The sequence below is a fragment of the Magnetospirillum sp. XM-1 genome (assembly GCF_001511835.1).
Taxonomy (GTDB): domain Bacteria; phylum Pseudomonadota; class Alphaproteobacteria; order Rhodospirillales; family Magnetospirillaceae; genus Phaeospirillum.
On sequence record NZ_LN997848.1, the window covers coordinates 2,630,966 to 2,648,529 of the forward strand.

A 17,564-nucleotide genomic window follows, 5' to 3' on the forward strand; every position below is an offset into this window, starting at 1 on the left:
AAGATGTGAACTCAGGGAGGAACCGATGGCGAAAATGGCGTTGGTCTTGGGCGGCGGTGCGCCCAACTGCACATTGATGACGGGGGCCATGCTGGCGTTCGAGGAAGCCGGCGTGAAGTTCGACGTGATTTCCGGGGCGGGCGGCGGCGGCTGCATGGCGCTGCTCTACGCCTCGCCGGCCAACGGCATGACGCGCCAGGAATCCTTGCGCAACTCCATCAACCTCAGCGTCTCGGATTCCATCTTCAAATACCTGCCCCTGAACTACAAAGTATTCGTCAAGGGCAGCCGCCTTGCCGAGGGCTACCGCAACCTGCTGACCAAGCTTCCCTATTACGAGAAGGTCGTGAACCAGTTGGGCATGACCAAGGGCAAGAAGCTGATCAGCGACCTGATCCAGCTAATCTGGGCCATCACCACGCCCAGCACCACCACCTTTTTCTCCAGCGGCTGCTGCTCGCACGCGCCGCTGCTGGAGCAGTTCATCGATTTCTCCAAGATCAAGGATTACGAGGAGGAGGTGTACATCAACGCCTACTCCGTCGCCGACGAGAAGGTGGTGACCTACGGCAAGAAGGAGATCAATTTCGAGACCTTCGCCGCCTCGCTGGGCTATCCCTTCATCTACGAGGCCACCACGGTGGACGGCATCTACTTCATGGAAGGCGGCGCGGTCGACACCTACAATTTCAGCGGCCTGCTGCGCACCGACGAGGACATCCGCACCCTGGTGGTGCTGGACGCCTTCGGCAACCAGCAATACATCCAGCGGCCCAAGAACCTGTTCCAGGCCTATTCCCAGTCCATGATCCTGCCGCTGGTCGAGGTCTGCCGGAAGGACCTGATGTTGTTCGAGCACTACTACCTGAAGGAATGGAACGCCGCCCATCCCAAGAAGGAAGTGGAACTGGTGAAGATCAAGTTCGACATTCCCCCCGACTGGCTGCCGGCCGCGCTGGACTGGTCGACCTCCAACATGGAGCGCATGTTCGAGCTGGGCTACGAGACCGCCAGGAAGCACATCGCCGAATACGGCGTCGATCTCGGCCGGACCATCACTTAAAGGGGAGCACGCCGCATGGATGGGTCCGAGGTGGCGTTCGAGCCACGGCTGGCGCTCGAGGCCATGGTGCTCAGTCGCGAATGCGACCGGCGCGAGGCCATCCTCGTCCGCCAGGGAAAGGCGCCGTTCCACGTGTCGTCGGTGGGGCACGAAGCCCTGGCGGTCCTGGCCCAGCTGATCGGGCCGGGCGACCAGGTCTTTCCCCATTACCGCGACAAGGCGCTGATGCTGGCCTTGGGCACGCCGGTGCGCGAACTGGCGCGCCTGCTGCTCGGCAAGGCCGCGTCGCTGGCCAACGGCCGGCAGATGCCGGGGCATTTCGGCGACCGCAGCCGGGGGGTGTGGAGTGCGCTTTCCCCCGTCGCCCACCACCTGCTGCCGGCCTGCGGCTTCGCCTGGGCCATGCAGCGCCAGGGACTGCCCCACGTGGCGGTGGCGCTGACCGGGGAAGCGTCGTGCCGCCAGGGCGAGTTCTTCGAGGCGGTGGCCTTCGCGGTCGAGCGCCGGCTGCCGGTGCTGTTCGTGGTCGAGGACAACGGCCTGGGCATCAGCACGCCCACCGCCCATCTCAATCCCCTGGCGCTGGGCATGCTGGACGGCGTGAAGGTCACCCGGGCCGACGGGCGTGATCCCGAAGCCCTGTTCGCCGTCGCCCGGCGGGTGATGCATGGGGTGCGCGGCGGGGCGGGACCGGCCATCCTGTGGTGCGAGTTGGACCGGCTGGAGGGCCATTCCAGCTTCGACGACCAGCGCGGCTATCTGCCGGAAGAGGTCATCCGCGCCAAATGGGAGCGCGATCCGGTGGCCGCCTTCGCCGCGCGGCTGGGGCCCCAATCCGAGGTGGAGACCCTGCGCCAGCGCTTCGCCGACGAGGTCTACGCCACCTTTCAGGAGGTGCTGGACGAGCCGGACCCGTCGCCAAAGGCCGCGCTGGACGGCCGGCTGGCCCCGGCCGGCGAGCCTCCGCCCTTCCGCTTTCCCGAGGATTACGCCGAGAAGAGGTGGAGTCTGGCCCGTGCGGTGGGGGTGGCGCTTGGCGCCATCTTCGAGCATGACCCAAAGACCGTGCTGTTCGGCGAGGACGTGGACGATCCCAAGGGGGGCGTGTTCGGCCTGACCCGGGGCCTGTCCACCCGCTTTCCCGGCCGCGTCCACAATTCGCCCCTGGCCGAGGCCACCATCGCGGGCGTGGCGCCGGGACTGGCCGGCGGCGGCATCCGCCCCATCCTCGAGATGCAGTTCGCCGATTTCTGCGGCCCGGCCATGAGCCAGATCGTCAACGATCTGGCGACGCTGCGCTGGCGCTCGGCCGGGGCCTGGACCTGTCCGGCGGTGATCTACGCCCCCTATGGCGGCTATGTGGCCGGGGCCGGCATGTGGCACAGCCAGGCGTGCGAGGCCGCGTTCTGCCAGATTCCCGGCCTCAGGGTGGCGGTGCCCAGTTCGCCCGCCGACGCCGTCGGCCTGTTCTGGGCGGCGGCCCATGCCGACGATCCCACCGTCATCTTGCTGCCCAAGCGGCTGTTCCAGGTATCCGAGCCGGTGCCCGCCGAAATTCCCGCCATCGCCTTCGGCAAAGCTGCGCGCCTGCGCCAGGGCGACGACATCACCGTCATCTGCTGGGGCAACACCGTGCGGGTGGTCGGCGACGCGCTGCGCCTGCCCCAGGCGGCGTCGGTCTCGGCGGAGGTGTTCGACCTGCGCAGCCTGGTTCCCTGGGATCGCGTGGCAGTCATGGACTCGGTGGCCAGGACCGGGCGGCTGCTGGTGGTCCAGGAGGACAATGTCAGCGGCGGCGTGGGCCAGATGATCGTCGCCGAGATCTGTGCCGATGCCCGAACCTGGGCCAGCCTGAAGACGCCGCCCTTGATCCTGGGCCGCCCGGACGTGCATATCGGCTTCAGCGGGGCCTATGGCGACGCCTATCTGCCCCAACCGCAAGCCGTCGCGGAACGGATCCGCGACATGACAGGAGCCCCGTGATGATCAAGGTGCTGGCCGTTCCGTCCTACGGCTACAATGTCGAGAAGGTCAACATCACCCGCCTGCTGAAGGAGCCGGGCGAGGACTTCGCCCTGGACGAGCCCCTCTACGAGCTGGAGACCGAGAAGGTCGCCCAGGAGGTGGAAGCGCCGTTCGCGGCCCGGCTGGTGCGCTGGTGGGTGGCCGAGGGCGACGTGGTCCCGGTCGGCGCCCCGGTGGCTGACGTAGAGGTCGAGGGCTAGCCTTCAGGGGCGGGCGCCGGCGACCATGGTCCGGAACAGGGGAATGTCCATCTCGCGGTCGTGCCGGTCCAGTTCCCGGTGGAAATGCTCGATGCTTTCGCGGGCCAGGTTGGGGTCCCTGTTGCGGATGGCCTCGCGGACCGGAACCAGCAGGGCCATCAGGCGGAGATGGTCTTCCTTGAGCTGGGCCACGGTATCGGGGCCAAGACGCGCCGCCAGCTGCTCCTCCATGCGGAAATGGATGCGCATGCGGTCATGCAGCACCTCGATCGCCTCGTCGGCCAACCCCAGGCCGGGATCGTTGCGAACCACCGCCGCCATGGACGCGATCATCTGATGAAGTTTCTGGTGCTCGGAATCGATCACCGGGTCACCGCTTTTCCACTGCTCCTCAAGCCATGTCGCCATGCCAGCCCCCTTTCCCTCCACCTGGGATTTGAGGTGGGGAGGTGGCTGGAATAATTCCAGGGTAAAAATCAGCCGCAGCGCACGCCGGTGCCGCCCAGGCCGCAATAGCCGCCGGGATTCTTGGCCAGGTATTGCTGGTGGTAGCCTTCCGCCCAGTAGAAGGTGCCGGCCGGGGCGATTTCGGTGGTGACGGCGCCGAAGCCGGCGCGGCGCAGCGACTCGCCATAGGCTTGGCGCGACGATTCCGCCGCCTCGCCCTGTTGGGGGGTGGTCCAATAGATGGCCGAGCGGTATTGGGTGCCGATGTCGTTGCCCTGGCGCATGCCCTGGGTGGGGTTGTGGCCCTCCCAGAACAGCCGCAACAGGGTCGAATAGGGCAGTTCGGCCGGGTCGAACGCCACCATCACCGCCTCGGCATGGCCGGTGCGGGCGGTGCAGACCTCTTCATAGGACGGATTCTCGGTGAAGCCGCCGGTATAGCCCACCGAGGTGGAATAGACGCCCGCACTCTTCCAGAACAGCCGTTCGGCGCCCCAGAAGCAGCCCATGGCGAAGACCGCCACCTCCATGCCCACCGGGAAGGGGGGCTTCAGATGGGTGTCGAGCACGTAATGGCGCTCAGGCACGTGAATTTCGCTGGCACGGCCGGGCAGGGCCTGGTCGGCCGTGACCATCACCGTCTTGCTGGGGCCCCAAAGGGACATGGATGCGACTCCGGTTGCATTGTTTCCCCCATCATATGGGGAGCCGGGATCAGCGCAGCGAGATGGCGGCCAGCGCCAGGGCGGCGACGATGGCCAGCACGCCCAGGAAGATGTCGCGCTGGCGGCGCTTAGCGTGGTCCTTTTCCTCCAGGCGGCGCTGCAGCCAGCGGGTGGTGACCTCGACGGCGGCCGCCCCGGCGAAGTCGCTGAACACGCCCTGAACCGCCGAGGGCTCGAACATCCCGTCGTTGAATTCATGGATGGTGAACAGGCACCACTCGCCCTCGTATTCCACCTGGCAGATCCAGTCCTGCAGTACCCAGCGGTCCAGCACCTTGCGGATGGGGCGCTCGGCCTCCTGGGTGTGGAACGAGAACTGGAAGCCCTCGACGGAGGCGATACGGGACTCGGCCATGGCGACTCCTCAATGAAACGGGCGGGTGGTGAAAATAACCACAGAACTACCGGATGTAATAATTGTTTCACCCCGGCGGCACAAGCCCTTGCGTTATAGGATAGCCATGGACGGCTACGAAACCTCAGCAGTCGAAGGTCGGCATGTTGTGCCGAAGCAGCCCGAAAGGGGCGCTTTCGATCCGTCCTGCATCTCAATTCCATTGTCCGAAATCAGACGAGGTGAGTCATGACCCACCAGATGACGACCGTCCATGCCCTGAATCCGGCCGCCTCCGACGGGCTGGAGGTGCGCCTCGCCGAGACGAGCGCCGAGGTGGCCGCCGCCCAGCGCATCCGCTACCGGGTGTTCTACGAGGAGATGGGCGCGCGCCCCACCGCCGCCATGCAGGCCTTAGAGCAGGATTTCGACGATTACGACCGTCATTGCGACCACCTGCTGGTCCTGGCCGAGGGCGAGGTGGTGGGCACCTACCGCCTGATCCGCCGCCGGGCGGCCGAGGCGGTGGGGCGCTTCTATTCGGCGGGCGAGTTCGACATCAGCCCCTTCCTGGCCATCGAGGGCGAAATTCTGGAACTGGGCCGCTCCTGCGTCGACGCCCGCTGGCGCCACCGGGGCACGCTGCAGGCCCTGTGGCAGGGACTGGCCGCCTACATGGTGGAGAACGACATCCGCCTGCTGTTCGGCTGCGGCAGCCTGCCCGGCACCGACCCCGAGGTGCTGGCGCCCCAATTGGCTTACCTGCGCGACAACCACCTGGCGCCGCCATCCTTGCGTGGCCGGGCGCTGGACGGCGCCGAGACGGTGGACTTCGCCACCATCGACGCGGCCTGGGAGGCGCGCCGGGTGCTGGCCTCGCTGCCGCCGCTGCTCAAGGGCTATCTGCGCTTAGGCGGCGTGATCGGCGACGGCGCGGTGATCGACCGGCCGTTCAACACCACCGACGTGCTGGTGGTGGTCAACGCCGCCGACATCGCCGGGCGCTATGTGAAGCGTTTCAGCGCTTGATGGCGGATTTGAGCGCGGCCAGCAGGCGGGCGGGCTCCACCGGCTTGGACACGTAATCGTCCATGCCGGCCTCCAGGCACAGCGAGGCGTCGCCATCCAGCACGTCGGCGGTCATGGCGATGATGGGGATGGTGGCCACCGGGCCGCTCATGGCGCGGATGCGGCGCGTCGCCTCCAGCCCGTCGATGCCCGGCATGTGGACGTCCATCAGCACCACGTCGAAGGGCTGGCGCGCCAGGGCGGCGATGGCCTCCGCCCCGTTATGGGCCAGGGTCACCCGCTGGCCCCAGCGCTTCAGCAAGGTGGTGGTCAGCTTCTGGTTGACCGGATTGTCCTCGGCCACCAGCACCGCCAGGCTGGGCAGGTGAGGATCGTCGGAATCCGCCGCCGAGGCGGACTGCCCCGTGGCGGCGGCCAGCGGCAGGGTGAAGTGGAAGGTGGTGCCCTCGCCCGGAATGCTGGTAAAGCCGATCTCACCGCCCATCATTTCCACCAGCTTCTTGCAGATGGAAAGCCCGAGGCCGGTGCCGCCGAACCGCCGGGTGATGGAGGAATCCGCCTGGACGAATTCGGCGAACAGGGCCGGGGCGGCGGCCGGTTCGATGCCGATGCCGGTATCGGCGACCTCGAAGCGCAGGCGGGTGGGGGCGTCCTCGGGCTCGGCCTCGACCGAGGCCACCACGCCGCCGTTCTCCGTGAACTTGATGGCGTTGCCCAGCAGGTTGGTCAGCACCTGGCGCAGCCGGGTGGGGTCGCCGACGATATGGCGGGGCACGCCCTCGCCGATGCGCGATTGCAGCGCGAGCTGCTTGTCCTGGGCGGCGCCCCGCATCAGCGCCATCATTTCGTCCATCAGGCGGCCGAGGTCGAAATGGGCCGCCTCCAGCTTCATCTGCCCGGCTTCCAGCTTGGAGAAGTCCAGGATGTCGTTGATGATCGCCAGCAGGGCGCGGGCCGAGGACTGGGCGGTCTCCAGATGATCCTTCTGCTCAGGCGTCAGCGGCGAGCCGGTGAGCAGGTGCAGCATGCCCAGCACCCCGTTCATGGGGGTGCGGATCTCGTGGCTCATGGTGGCGAGGAAGTTGGCCTTGACCCGGGCCATCTCCTCCGCCTTGTCCTTGGCGTGGATCAGCATGCGCTCGGCGCGCTTGCGGTCGGTGATCTCGGTATAGGTGGTGACGAAGCCGCCGCCCGGCAGCGGCGTGCCGCGCACCTCGATCACCGTGCCGTCGGGGCGTTCGCGCTCGAAGCAATGGGCGGTGAAGTTGCGGGCCTTTTCCACCCGCTCGGCCACCAGATCCTCGACCTCGCCGGGGCCGTACTCGCCGCGCAGCGCGTTGTAGCGCATGAAATCGGCGAACACCGTGCCGGGATGGACCAGGCTGGGCGGGAAGTCCAGCATCTCGAGGAAGCGGTTGTTGCACAGGATCAGGTTGAGCTCACGGTCGAACACCGTGAAGCCCTGGCCGAATTCCTCCACCGCCTCGATCAGGTGGCGCCACTTGAACTCAGCCGACCCCGCTCCGTGATGCATGCCCAGCTTCCTTGTTCACGCAATGGCAGCATAGGCGAAATTACCCCAAGGCGAAAGCTGCATGCGTCAAGCCGAATTAACGCCATACCTTGTAACTATTGCGAGATGATGCGACGCAAGATACCGTTCTTCCCGTGCCAATCTGGCGAATGGATGAATGGAGGCGGGTATGGCGATCAAGCGGGCAATCTGTCTTGCGGGTGGCGGCCCGGCGGTCGGCCTTTCCATCGGCGCGCTGGAGCGCATCCACCGGGAGCCGGACATCCGCTTCGACGTTTGGAGCCTGGCGTGCATCGGCGCCTGGGCCGGCATCGTCTGGAACCAGGCCGCTCCGGGCAAGGAGGTGGAGACGTCGGTGGACTTCTTCCGCGGTATCTTCCGCCCCGACGACGTCTACGAGAAGTTTCCGGTGGCGGCGGCCTTCGCCCCCGATTTCGAGGCGGCGAGCGAGAACGCGCTGAACTTCGTGCTGGATTCTTCCAGTTACCGCAACCTGGTGATCCCCGAGGCCATCAAGGAGGCGTCGGAGGAAATCGTCGCCTTCGCCAAGGACCCCGGCAAGTGGTCCCAGGCCAATCTCAACGCCCTGATCCTCAATCAGGTGCTGGCGGTCAACCCGGTGTCGCGCTTCATGACCAGCCTGATGTACAAGAGCGCCACCAAGGGCCTGTCCCGGGTGTTCTATCCCGACAGCGCCTTTTTGCAGCAGATCGACTTCAAGGCGCTGTACCAGCCCGGCCGCCCGGTGCTCTACCACAATTCCTACAACCTGACCGACCAGCGCCTGGAGCTGTTCAGCAACAAGGATTCCAAGTACCAGCGCATCTCGGCCGAGACCCTGTGCGCCTGCTCGGCCCTGCCCTACATCGAAGAGCCGGTCACCATGAACGGCAAGGTCTATTGCGAGGGGGCCACCATCGACACCGTCAATTTCGAGGACCTGCTGACCAACCATCCCGACCTGGACGAGGTGTGGGTCAGCCGCATCCTCGACCGCAAGCAGATCCGCCGGCCCGAGAACCTCTACGACGCTCTCAACAACCTGGTGATGCTGTTCGCCGCCACCACCAGCGAGGACGACGTCAAGCTGTTCAAGTACCACCTTCTGGAGACCGGCTCCAAGGTCAGGGTCATCGAGATCCCGGTCGCCCACCACATCAATTACGATTGGAGCTGGTCGAATCTCGACCGCTCCATCGCCGACGGCCGCCTCGCCGCCGACGCGGTGCTGCGGGCTTATCGTGGCGGGGAGGCGGATTCGAAAGCTATTCATGCATCAAAGAGAAATAAATCTACGGTGAATGCCTGACCAAACATAGGTCATAAAGCATAAATTCATCACAATTGTCTGTTTGATTGACGGTGGTGTGGCTGTTTAATAGTCATGTCATCCGTTACGACGTAGTCTTGGATGGCTGAGGCATCTGGCTTCGGCAACATGGTGGCAACGTTGCCTTCAGCCTGACGCCGGCCGCGGAGGGGTGAGATGAGCTTTCTCGACGATATGAGGATTTGGGCGAAGATCGCCATCGTTCCGGTGGTGGCCACCGTCGGGCTGGTGATCATCGCCTGGGTGGGCATGCAGGGACTGGCCGGGCAAAGCCGGACGCTGGACGAGATCGCCGAGGTCTCGTTCGCCAAATCGGTGAAGATCGGCGATTTCACCGATGTCCTGCAGGACGCCCATTCCGACCTCTATCGGTTGCTGACCTGGAATTCCGCCGGCGTCGAGGCGGCCAAGGTGGAGAAGATCGAGGCCGCGTTCGCCGCGGGTCTGAAGAAGGCCGGAAAGCAGTTGGGCGATTATCGCACCGCTTTCCCGGTCACCGGCGAGGAGGACGCCCTTCTCAAGAAGATCGAGGCCGGCCTGGCCGCCTACAAGAACGCCACCGACCAGGTGGTCTCCATGCAGAAGATGGACTTCACCGCGGCGGTGTCTTTCATGTGGACCGCCCAGGACAGCTATCAGGCCCTGATGGCCGAGACCCAGGCCATGGTCGCCCTGGAGGCCCGTCTGGTCGACGCGGCCCGCCAGTCGGCCGGCAAGGACGCCGCCACCACCCGTGGGCTGTTCATCGGCATCACGTTGGGCGTGCTGGGCCTTCTGGCGCTGATCTCCTTCCTGCTGGTCCGTGCCATTGCCAGCGCGGTGGGCGGCATGACCGGCGCCATGGAGCGCCTCGCCCAGGGCGATCTCTCCGTCGCGGTGCCCGCCATCGGGCGCAAGGACGAGATCGGTGCCATGGCCGCCACCGTCCAGGTGTTCAAGGACAACGCCCAGCGGGTCAAGGCGCTGACCGACGAGCAGGACGCGCTGCAGCGCCAGGCCGAGGCCGCCAAGCGCCAGGCCATGGCCGAGCTGGCCGGCGAGATCGAGACCACGGTCAGGGGCGCCGTCGAGAATGCGTCGCGCGCCGCCGATTCCATCCGGGGCGAGGCGGAGATTCTGGCCGCCAACGCCGAGACGGCCATCAGTCAGACCGCCCAGGTGGCCGAATCCTCGGAACTGGCCAACGGCAACGTGGAGACCGTCGCCCAGGCGGCCGAGCGTCTGGTGGGCTCCATCAGCGAGATCAACCGCCAGGTGGAAGAGTCTTCCCGCGTCGCCTCCGAGGCGGTGGCGGAAGCCGCCCGCACCGACGAGACCGTCAAGACCCTGACCGTGGCCTCGGGCAAGATCGGCGAGGTGGTCAACCTCATCAACGACATCGCGTCGCAGACCAACCTCCTGGCGCTGAACGCCACCATCGAGGCGGCCAGGGCCGGCGATGCCGGCAAGGGCTTCGCGGTCGTGGCCAACGAGGTGAAGAACCTCGCCAACCAGACGGCGCGCGCCACCGAGGAGATCACCGGCGAGATCACCGCCATGAAGGCGGCGACGGAGGAGGCGGTCCGCGCCATCGACGGCATCGTCGCCACCATTGGCCGGGTGAACGAGGCGCTGGCCGCCATCACCGGTGCCGTGGCCGAGCAGGGGCGTGCCACCGGCGAGATCTCGGATTCGGTCAGTCAGGCCGCCGACGGGACCCGCACCGTGTCGTCGGGCATCGGCGAGGTCCGGCGCGTCGCCGATCAGGTCGGCAACGCCGCCGCCACCGTCCAGGTCACCACCGAAACCCTGGTGAGCGAGTTCGACCGTCTGCAATCCCAGGTGGACGGGCTGGTGGCCCGTCTCAAATCCGCTTAATCACAATCAGGAGGGAAGCCGTGAAGAATTTCATGAAGATGTCGGTCCTGGCCGCCTGTGCCGTATTCGGCCTGTCGGGGGCCGCGCGGGCTGCCGACGAGTGCGCCGCCGCCCAGGGGCTGGTGGACAAGGCCATCGCCCATTACAAGGCGGCGGGCCAGGAAAAGTCCTATGCCGACTTCATGGACAAGGGCAACAAGGACTGGGTCAATGGCGAACTCTACGTCATCGTCGCCACCATGGACGGCATCTTCAAGGCCCACGCCATCAATCCCAAACTGATCGACAACAAGGACCTGCCCGGTCTCAAGGACGTCAACGGCGTGATGATCATCCAGGAGATGATCAAGGCCGGCAAGTCCGGCCCGGCCGGCGCCTGGGCCAAGTACACCTGGACCCATCCCGAGACCAAGAAGCTGGCGCCCAAGCAGACCTGGGTGAAGGCCAACGGCGACCTGCTGTTCATGGCCGGCTGCTACCCGCCGGCCTGAGGACGGTTCGGTCAATTGTGCATACCGCCCGCCGATTCGGCGGGCGGTTTTGTTTTCGCGTCCCCCCATCGCACGATCCATTTCGTGACGGCTGCCATTGGCTGGCGGGCCGGGGAAATGCGGATTCGTCCACTCGAAATCCTATTTCCGTCGTGGCTTGGCCAGGGCGGCGCTCGCAATAGGATATGAGTGCTCCTATCGGGATGGTGTAAGACGAAAGTATCCCCTATAGTGCTTGAAAATGCGGCATCGGATGCACGTGATGCCGTCGTGATCAATCTGGCGAGCTCTTTGGGGGAAGGGGAGGGGCCGGTTTGGCGGAGTAGGACGATGTTTCAGCTACGTATTGCCGGCAGGGTCTATCTTGCCGTAGCCATATTGAGTCTGGCCGTGATGGTGGTTGGAGCCATTGGCCTGTCGACGCTGCGGTCATACAAGGGCGTCGTCGACGAGATGGGCGACGTGTCGCGCAGCGCCGTTCTGGGCGAGCGGGTCAACGGCCTGATCCTCGCGGTCGTCATGGATTCCCGCGGTATCTACATGGCCCAGAGCGGCGCCGAATCCGAGAAATACGCGCTCCCTCTGCTGAAAAACCTCGAAAGGCTGCGAGCCGTCCTCGGCGAGTGGCGCGACCAGATGCCGGCGGCCCGCCGAGGCAGCTTCGCCGAGGCGGAAAAGGCCACGGAAGACTTCATCCGCTTTCGCATGGAGCTGGTCCGCCTGTCGCGGGAGGCGAGCCTGCCGGAGGCGCGGGCCTTCGGCGACAACGACGCCAACCGCAAGGTGCGGTCCGCCCTGAACGACCGGATCAAGGCCCTGGCGGCCGACAATGAAAGCGAAGTCGCCCGATTGCACGACATGGTGGCGTCGGAATTCGCGTCCAACCAGATGCGTCTGATCATGGTTCTGGTGGCGGGGCTCGTTCTGGGCGTCGCCACCGCGGGCTACGTGGTGCAGGCCAAGATCGTCAGCCCCCTGCGCCGCATCACCGCCGTGATGAAGACCCTGGCCACCGGGGACTTTTCCGTCGCCGTGCCGTTCACCTCGGCCCGCGACGAGATCGGGACCATGGCCGGAGCGGTGGAGGTCTTCAAGCGCAACGGCCAGGAGAATGAAGCGCTGCGCCAGGCTCGGGAGGCGGAGCAGGCCCGCGCCGAACAGGGCAAGATCGTCGCTCTCAATGCCATGGCCGATCACTTCGAGGCCACCGTCAAGGCCAAGGTGGCCGAAGTGTCGGTCTCGACCTCGGCCATCGGCCGCACCGCCCGCGTGATGGCCGAGCATTCGGAGCATAGCGGCGGCCAGTCGCTGCAGGTGGGTGATTCCGCCCGCACCACCAACGAGCGCGCCGCCATCGTGGCGGCGGCGACCCGGCAACTGGCGATGTCGGTCAACGAGATCGCCCAACAGGTCGGCCAGTCCAGCGGTGTTGCCCGCAAGGCGGTGGACGACGTCGCCGCCACGACGTCCCATATGGATGAGCTGTCGGTGGCGGTGCAGTCCATCGGCGAGATCGTCAAGCTGATCAACGACATTGCGTCGCAGACGAATTTGCTGGCGCTGAACGCCACCATCGAGGCGGCCCGCGCCGGCGAGGCCGGCAAGGGGTTTGCCGTGGTGGCCGGCGAGGTGAAGAACCTCGCCAACCAGACGGCGCGCGCCACCGACGAGATCGCCCAGCAGGTGAGCGCGGTGCAGAACTCGACCCGCGAGATGATCGCCAGCATCCAGGGGGTGGCCGATACCATCCGATCCCTGGACCATGCGTCGTCGGCCATTGCCGGAGCCGTTCAGGAGCAGGAGGCGGCGACCCAGGAAATCGCCACCAACATCGACGCCGTCGCTCACGAGGCCAGCGCCGTGTCGGCCAACGTGTCCACTCTGGCCCAGTCGTCGACGCGGGCCTGCGCCGGTACGGTGCGGGTGATCTGGAGCGCCAAGAACCTGTCGCAGGTGGTTCGGGCTCTCGATGAAGAGGTCGAGAGATTCTTGCAGAAAGTACGGGGGTAGGGAGGAAATATGCAGTTCAGAATAAAGACGGATGGCGCCACGGTGACGGTCGCCCTGGAAGGCCAGCTGAATTTCGCCGCCAACGAGGATTTCCAGAAACTGCTCAACCAGTTGAGCGAGGCGGGAGGCAAGAAGGTGGTGCTCGACATGGCCGGGCTCACCCATATCGATTCGGTTGGGCTCGGGCTGCTGTACATCGCCCGCGAGGACCTGGCCGAACGCCGCACGGAGATCACCCTCGCCAATCCCCACGACAACGTCTATCGCATGCTGGAATTGACCGAGGCGAACAAGACGTTTGAAATCCTGCGCTGAATGTCGCCGGCAAGGGGACGGGGCGGACGCCGCCCCTCCCTCTTGCTTCTCTCCTCGCGTCCGTGTCGGCGTCGACTGCCGTCCGTGGCAAACCGCCGCCGCGCCGGGGGCCTTGCTTGTTTCCGAGGTCGCGCTGTTACTGACCAACCTCTCCCATTCACTTGTAGCGAATTAAGGCGACTTTTTCGCCCGTGAGACTGTCGAGTCCCCATCCCCCTTCGACTCGACTCAATGGAATCCCCGTAAGTAGGGATTTTTTACCCGTTGGCATAAGAATTCCCTGGTGTCTTTCGTTGCAACGTCCTTGCCGCTATGCTTAAGCTATACGCGACCGGCGATGGGGAATCGGGGCTTGGTCGTGCGCAGATTTGGGTGATGCGCTCCGAATTATGTCGGCGAGGGGGAGAGTTTTGGAAATCACCCTGAATTGTCTGAGTGTTGATCGGTTGACCTGCATGGGTATTGAGTTCCCATGAGACCGTATATCGTCGCCATCTTCAATCAGAAGGGTGGGATCTCCAAGACCACCACCAGCACCAATCTGGCGGTTTGCTTGGCCGCATTTGGAAAATCGGTGGTGGTCATCGATCTGGACTCGCAAGGCGATTCCACCAAGAGCCTGGGGATTGATCCCAAGACCAAGCAAGGCATCTATGATCTTTTCACCAACGGCGCCGCGGTCGAGGACGTCATGGTGGAAACCATGTTTGACGGCGTCAGGGTGCTGCCCTCCACCTACAGCCTGGCCGGCATCGAGATCAAGCTGTCGGAGATGCAGAATTCCCAGCGCACGCTCTCCAACATCCTGGCGCATACGGCGCTGGATTGCGATTACGTGGTGATCGACTGCCCGCCGGCCCTGGGCATCCTGCCCATCAACGCGCTGGCCTCGGCCCATGCGGTGATCATTCCCGTCACCGCCACCCCTTACGCCAATGACGGGCTGCTGCGCACGCTGCCCTCCATCAAGTACGTGCAGGAGGGGCTGAACAAGAACCTGCTGCTGCAAGGCGTGCTGTTCACCATCAACGACAAGAACAAGACCACCCGCAAGATCAACGAACTGATCCGTTCGCGCCTGGGCGGCACGGTCTACCGGACCGAGATCCCGCGCGACAACACGGTGATCGAGGCGGCCACCTCGCGGCTGCCGGTCTGCGTCTTCGCGCCCAAGTCGCCGGCGGCCCAGGCCCATCTGGACTTCACCGAGGAATTCATCGGCCGCCACGTGGCCATCGCCGCCAAGAACAACGAGACGGTGAGCCCCCATTCCCCGCGCGACGAGGCCATCGGACGCCTGACCCGCTGGCAGGGAGTCTGCGCCGAGAGCGCCATTCCCGCCGACGACGCCCGCCTGCGCCAGAAGACGGACCAATTGGACCGCATGCTGTACGGCGATCGGACCCGCATGGAGCGCTGGCATCTGGAAGTGGTGCATTTCTTCATCGAGAACCGCCTGTCGCTGGCGGCCTTCCTGATCGTGATGCTGCTGGGGGGGCTGGCCCTCCTGGGTGTGGGAATCGAGGGCGCCCGCCGGCTGGCCGGGCTGCTCGGTTTCGTCTGACGGGTATGATCATGGCGCCAAGACCCGCCGACGTTTCCGGTATCGTGATGTTCCGCCTGGCCGGGCAAGGATTCGGCCTGCCGGTGGACGACGTGCGCGAAGTGGTGCCGCTGGCCTGGCTCGACCGGCCGCCGCATCTGCCGGCCATGATCGAGGGCATCTTGAACCTCGGCGGTCAGGCCGTTCCGGTTCTGCGCCTCGATCGGCTGCTGGGGGTGGAGGGCAGCCATTACGGCATGGACGCCTCCATCCTGATCATGCGGCCCCGTCCGGGGGGCGGCGTGCTGGGATTGCTGGTCGAGCACGTGGACGGCGTGCGCGAGTTCGGCGACTTCACCGCCATGGATCTTCCCCCCGGCCAGTCCTTCAACGATTGCCTGGCCGAGGTGGTGGAGCGGGACGGGCGTTCCATGAACCTTTTGGCCTGGGACCGCATCCTGCTGAGCCAAGAGCAGGCGGCGCTGGCCGAGTTCCAGGCCCGGACCCAGCAACGGCTCGACGCCCTGACGGAATTCGGGCCATGACGGACGCGGCGCCGTGAGTCTCTTCACCGCCAATCCCTCTCCGGCGGTAACCGCCATCCTGGAGGACCTAGCCTTTCCCCGGCTGAAGGTGCTGGTGATCGACACCACCGGGATGGAATTCTATCGCGACAAGGATTCCGACCTCGCCCGCATCCTGGCCGAGCGCATGGCCGAGATCGGCGTGGCCGATTGCGGCGGCTATCTCGACCTGTTGCAGTGCCTGACCCAGGGCAAGGCGGAGATGGACGCCCTGATCGCCGAGCTAACCATCGGCGAGACCTATTTTTTCCGCCACAAGGAGCAGTTCGACGCCCTGCGCGAGCTGATCCTGCCCGAGGTGATCGAGCGCAACAAGACGGTCCGCCGCCTGCGCATCTGGAGCGCCGGCTGCGCCACCGGCCCCGAGCCCTATTCGGTGGCCATCATGCTGGAGCGCGAGTTCGGCGAGCGCATCGCCGGCTGGCACGTCACCGTGCTGGGCACCGACATCAATCAGAAGTTCCTGACCCGGGCGCGGGAGGGGCGCTACGACGAATGGGCGTTCCGGACCATGTCTGATTCCCTGCGCGCCGCCTGCTTCGAGCGGGTGGGCGCCCAGTGGCAGATCCGCTCCGAGTTCAAGCGCCACGTCAGCTTCCAGTACCACAACCTGATCAAGAGCCCGTTTCCATCGCTGGCCGACAACATCGCCGGCTTCGACATCATCATCTGCCGCAACGTCATCATCTATTTCAGCCAGCCCACGGTGGAGGCCCTGGTGCCCTGCTTCCGCGAGACCCTGAACGACGGCGGCTGGCTGATCATGGGGCATGCCGAGCCCAACCAGCGGCTGTTCAGCAGCTTCCGCACCGTCAACACGCCGGGCGCGGTGCTTTATCAGCGGGTGGACCGGCCGCAGGAGGCCCCCGGTCCCGTGGCCGCGCCGCCGCAATTGCCGTTCTCTCCGCTCAAGGCGCCGCCGCTTCCGGCGGGACGGGGGCCGCTGCCGGCTCCGGCTTCCATGTCGCGCGGGCGCGCCACCATGCCGGCCAAGCCGATGCGGCCCAAATCGACGCCGGTTCCCCCGCCGTCTCCTGCCGGCGTGGCCGGTGACCCGTCCCAGTCCGATTGCCGGCTCAAGGTGGCGCGTGAACTGGCCGACAGCGGCCAGTGGGAAAAGGCCGCCGCCGCCTGCGACGCCATTATCGCCGCCGTTCCCCTCGACGCCTGGGCTCATTTCTACCGCGCCATGGTCCACGAACAACTGGGCGAGGACGCCCCGTGCGAAAAGGCCTTGCGCCGCGCCATTTATCTCGACCGCCGTCTGGTTCTGCCCCATTATCACCTGGGGTTGTTCCTGGCGCGGAAAGAGGATGCCGCCGGTGCGGAGCGTTCGTTCCGCAACGCGCAGGCGTTGCTGGCCGGGCTGGGAGATGAACATCCGGTCGATCCCGGCGAGAAGATTACCGTGGGACAGATGCGTGAGGCGGTGGCGATGCATCTCAAACTGGTCGGAGGGACCTGATGTCCCGTCAGGCCACGAGCATTCTTGACCGCCTGCATGCCCTTGGCGACGGGCATGACGGCTGGAGCGAGGCGGAGTATTCCGAGGCGCTGCTGCGCGCCCGGGCCCGCCGCCTGGCGGCTCCGCGCGGCGATGTGGCCGATGCAGCCGCCGGCATTCCGGCGCTGGGGGCGCGCATCGCCAGCGAACGCTACGCCCTGCCGCTGGACTCCTTGTCGGAAGTGATGGTGCTGGCCCGCTGGACGCCGGTGCCGGGGCAGCCGCAATACCTTCTGGGCGTCACCAATCTGCGGGGCGAAATCCGCCCGGTGCTCGACCTGCATTCCCTGCTGGGGCTGACCCCGCCGCCGCCCGAATCGCGGTCCTGGGTGATCTTTCTCAAGGCCGGCGGCGTCGAGGTGGGCGTCCGGGTCGAAGCCCTGGACCGGGTGGTGTCCCTTGATCCGGCCACGCTGACCCGCCCGCATGAAAGCGGCAACGGCCTGCCGCAGCGTTTCATTTCCGGCATCACCCCCGATGCCCTGATACTTCTCGATACAGCACAGCTTCTGGCCCTCGATGCGCTGAAGGATACGCGCGTCGGTGGTTCCGATGAGTCATGAAGGAAATCTC

General features: G+C 65.7%; 17 protein-coding genes. 13 read left to right on the top strand and 4 right to left on the bottom strand.

Annotated elements, in window-relative coordinates:
* Positions 1-34: 34 nt before the first annotated feature.
* From XM1_RS12290 to XM1_RS12300, 3 genes are read left to right on the top strand one after another with little or no spacing between them, the layout of a single operon-like run.
* Complete coding sequence (locus tag XM1_RS12290) at positions 35-1,063, top strand: patatin-like phospholipase family protein (protein WP_068433806.1); 1,029 nt, start codon at positions 35-37, stop codon at positions 1,061-1,063.
* A gap of 15 nt (positions 1,064-1,078) precedes the next feature.
* Entirely contained in the window at positions 1,079-3,046 is a 1,968-nt protein-coding gene (locus XM1_RS12295; RefSeq protein WP_068433807.1) for a thiamine pyrophosphate-dependent enzyme, read from the top strand.
* Positions 3,046-3,288 (top strand): lipoyl domain-containing protein, encoded by a 243-nt coding sequence (locus XM1_RS12300; protein WP_068433809.1) that lies wholly within the window; start codon positions 3,046-3,048, stop codon positions 3,286-3,288. The genes XM1_RS12295 and XM1_RS12300 overlap by 1 nt, the downstream gene beginning before the upstream one ends.
* Positions 3,289-3,291: 3 nt before the next feature.
* Here the strand turns inward: XM1_RS12300 and XM1_RS12305 are convergent, their stop codons facing one another.
* The 3 genes from XM1_RS12305 to XM1_RS12315 form a co-directional block, all read right to left on the bottom strand.
* The gene (locus XM1_RS12305) at positions 3,292-3,696 is read right to left on the bottom strand and encodes a hemerythrin family protein (protein WP_068433811.1); all 405 of its coding nucleotides are present in this window, start codon (positions 3,694-3,696) and stop codon (positions 3,292-3,294) included.
* Positions 3,697-3,764: 68 nt separating this feature from the next.
* A complete protein-coding gene (msrA, locus tag XM1_RS12310) occupies positions 3,765-4,400 on the bottom strand; it encodes a peptide-methionine (S)-S-oxide reductase MsrA (RefSeq protein ID WP_068433813.1) in 636 nt (211 codons plus the stop codon).
* Positions 4,401-4,449: 49 nt separating this feature from the next.
* Positions 4,450-4,815, bottom strand: a complete 366-nt coding sequence (locus tag XM1_RS12315; protein WP_068433816.1) for a hypothetical protein — start codon at positions 4,813-4,815, stop codon at positions 4,450-4,452.
* Positions 4,816-5,043: 228 nt separating this feature from the next.
* Here XM1_RS12315 and XM1_RS12320 point away from each other — a divergent pair, with 228 nt between their 5' ends.
* Positions 5,044-5,823 (top strand): GNAT family N-acetyltransferase, encoded by a 780-nt coding sequence (locus XM1_RS12320; protein WP_068433818.1) that lies wholly within the window; start codon positions 5,044-5,046, stop codon positions 5,821-5,823.
* Here the strand turns inward: XM1_RS12320 and XM1_RS12325 are convergent.
* The gene (locus tag XM1_RS12325) at positions 5,813-7,357 is read right to left on the bottom strand and encodes a PAS-domain containing protein (protein WP_068433822.1); all 1,545 of its coding nucleotides are present in this window, start codon (positions 7,355-7,357) and stop codon (positions 5,813-5,815) included. The genes XM1_RS12320 and XM1_RS12325 overlap by 11 nt on opposite strands.
* A 169-nt stretch (positions 7,358-7,526) precedes the next feature.
* Between XM1_RS12325 and XM1_RS12330 the strand changes: the two genes are divergently transcribed.
* The 9 genes from XM1_RS12330 (at position 7,527) to XM1_RS12370 (ending at position 17,554) form a co-directional block, all read left to right on the top strand.
* Positions 7,527-8,666, top strand: a complete 1,140-nt coding sequence (locus XM1_RS12330) for a patatin-like phospholipase family protein (RefSeq protein ID WP_068433824.1) — start codon at positions 7,527-7,529, stop codon at positions 8,664-8,666.
* Between the two features lie 177 nt (positions 8,667-8,843).
* Positions 8,844-10,544 carry a methyl-accepting chemotaxis protein gene (locus XM1_RS12335; RefSeq protein ID WP_231920490.1) on the top strand — a complete coding sequence of 567 codons (1,701 nt, stop codon included), beginning with the start codon at positions 8,844-8,846 and terminating at the stop codon, positions 10,542-10,544.
* Between the two features lie 20 nt (positions 10,545-10,564).
* Positions 10,565-11,035 carry a cache domain-containing protein gene (locus tag XM1_RS12340; protein ID WP_068433826.1) on the top strand — a complete coding sequence of 157 codons (471 nt, stop codon included), beginning with the start codon at positions 10,565-10,567 and terminating at the stop codon, positions 11,033-11,035.
* 393 nt (positions 11,036-11,428) lie between these two features.
* A complete protein-coding gene (locus XM1_RS12345; RefSeq protein WP_068433828.1) occupies positions 11,429-13,045 on the top strand; it encodes a methyl-accepting chemotaxis protein in 1,617 nt (538 codons plus the stop codon).
* 9 nt (positions 13,046-13,054) lie between these two features.
* A complete protein-coding gene (locus XM1_RS12350) occupies positions 13,055-13,360 on the top strand; it encodes an STAS domain-containing protein (RefSeq protein WP_068433830.1) in 306 nt (101 codons plus the stop codon).
* A 472-nt stretch (positions 13,361-13,832) separates the two neighbouring features.
* A complete protein-coding gene (locus XM1_RS12355) occupies positions 13,833-14,924 on the top strand; it encodes a ParA family protein (protein ID WP_068433832.1) in 1,092 nt (363 codons plus the stop codon).
* An 11-nt stretch (positions 14,925-14,935) separates the two neighbouring features.
* Positions 14,936-15,448, top strand: coding sequence for a chemotaxis protein CheW (locus XM1_RS12360; RefSeq protein WP_068437756.1), 513 nt, complete (start codon positions 14,936-14,938; stop codon positions 15,446-15,448).
* 13 nt (positions 15,449-15,461) lie between these two features.
* Positions 15,462-16,952, top strand: a complete 1,491-nt coding sequence (locus tag XM1_RS12365) for a protein-glutamate O-methyltransferase CheR (protein ID WP_068433834.1) — start codon at positions 15,462-15,464, stop codon at positions 16,950-16,952.
* Entirely contained in the window at positions 16,952-17,554 is a 603-nt protein-coding gene (locus tag XM1_RS12370; protein ID WP_068433836.1) for a chemotaxis protein CheW, read from the top strand. Before XM1_RS12365 ends, XM1_RS12370 begins: the two co-directional genes overlap by 1 nt.
* The last annotated feature ends 10 nt before the right edge of the window (positions 17,555-17,564 follow it).

Coding starts and splice junctions, on each gene's coding strand:
- XM1_RS12290 (WP_068433806.1), top strand. CDS start 35: ATGGCGTTGGTCTTGGGCGGCGGTGCGCCCAACTGCACATTGATGACG.
- XM1_RS12295 (WP_068433807.1), top strand. CDS start 1,079: ATGGATGGGTCCGAGGTGGCGTTCGAGCCACGGCTGGCGCTCGAGGCC.
- XM1_RS12300 (WP_068433809.1), top strand. CDS start 3,046: ATGATCAAGGTGCTGGCCGTTCCGTCCTACGGCTACAATGTCGAGAAG.
- XM1_RS12305 (WP_068433811.1), bottom strand. CDS start 3,696: ATGGCGACATGGCTTGAGGAGCAGTGGAAAAGCGGTGACCCGGTGATC.
- msrA (WP_068433813.1), bottom strand. CDS start 4,400: ATGTCCCTTTGGGGCCCCAGCAAGACGGTGATGGTCACGGCCGACCAG.
- XM1_RS12315 (WP_068433816.1), bottom strand. CDS start 4,815: ATGGCCGAGTCCCGTATCGCCTCCGTCGAGGGCTTCCAGTTCTCGTTC.
- XM1_RS12320 (WP_068433818.1), top strand. CDS start 5,044: ATGACCCACCAGATGACGACCGTCCATGCCCTGAATCCGGCCGCCTCC.
- XM1_RS12325 (WP_068433822.1), bottom strand. CDS start 7,357: ATGCATCACGGAGCGGGGTCGGCTGAGTTCAAGTGGCGCCACCTGATC.
- XM1_RS12330 (WP_068433824.1), top strand. CDS start 7,527: ATGGCGATCAAGCGGGCAATCTGTCTTGCGGGTGGCGGCCCGGCGGTC.
- XM1_RS12335 (WP_231920490.1), top strand. CDS start 8,844: ATGAGCTTTCTCGACGATATGAGGATTTGGGCGAAGATCGCCATCGTT.
- XM1_RS12345 (WP_068433828.1), top strand. CDS start 11,429: ATGGTGGTTGGAGCCATTGGCCTGTCGACGCTGCGGTCATACAAGGGC.
- XM1_RS12350 (WP_068433830.1), top strand. CDS start 13,055: ATGCAGTTCAGAATAAAGACGGATGGCGCCACGGTGACGGTCGCCCTG.
- XM1_RS12355 (WP_068433832.1), top strand. CDS start 13,833: ATGAGACCGTATATCGTCGCCATCTTCAATCAGAAGGGTGGGATCTCC.
- XM1_RS12360 (WP_068437756.1), top strand. CDS start 14,936: ATGGCGCCAAGACCCGCCGACGTTTCCGGTATCGTGATGTTCCGCCTG.
- XM1_RS12370 (WP_068433836.1), top strand. CDS start 16,952: ATGTCCCGTCAGGCCACGAGCATTCTTGACCGCCTGCATGCCCTTGGC.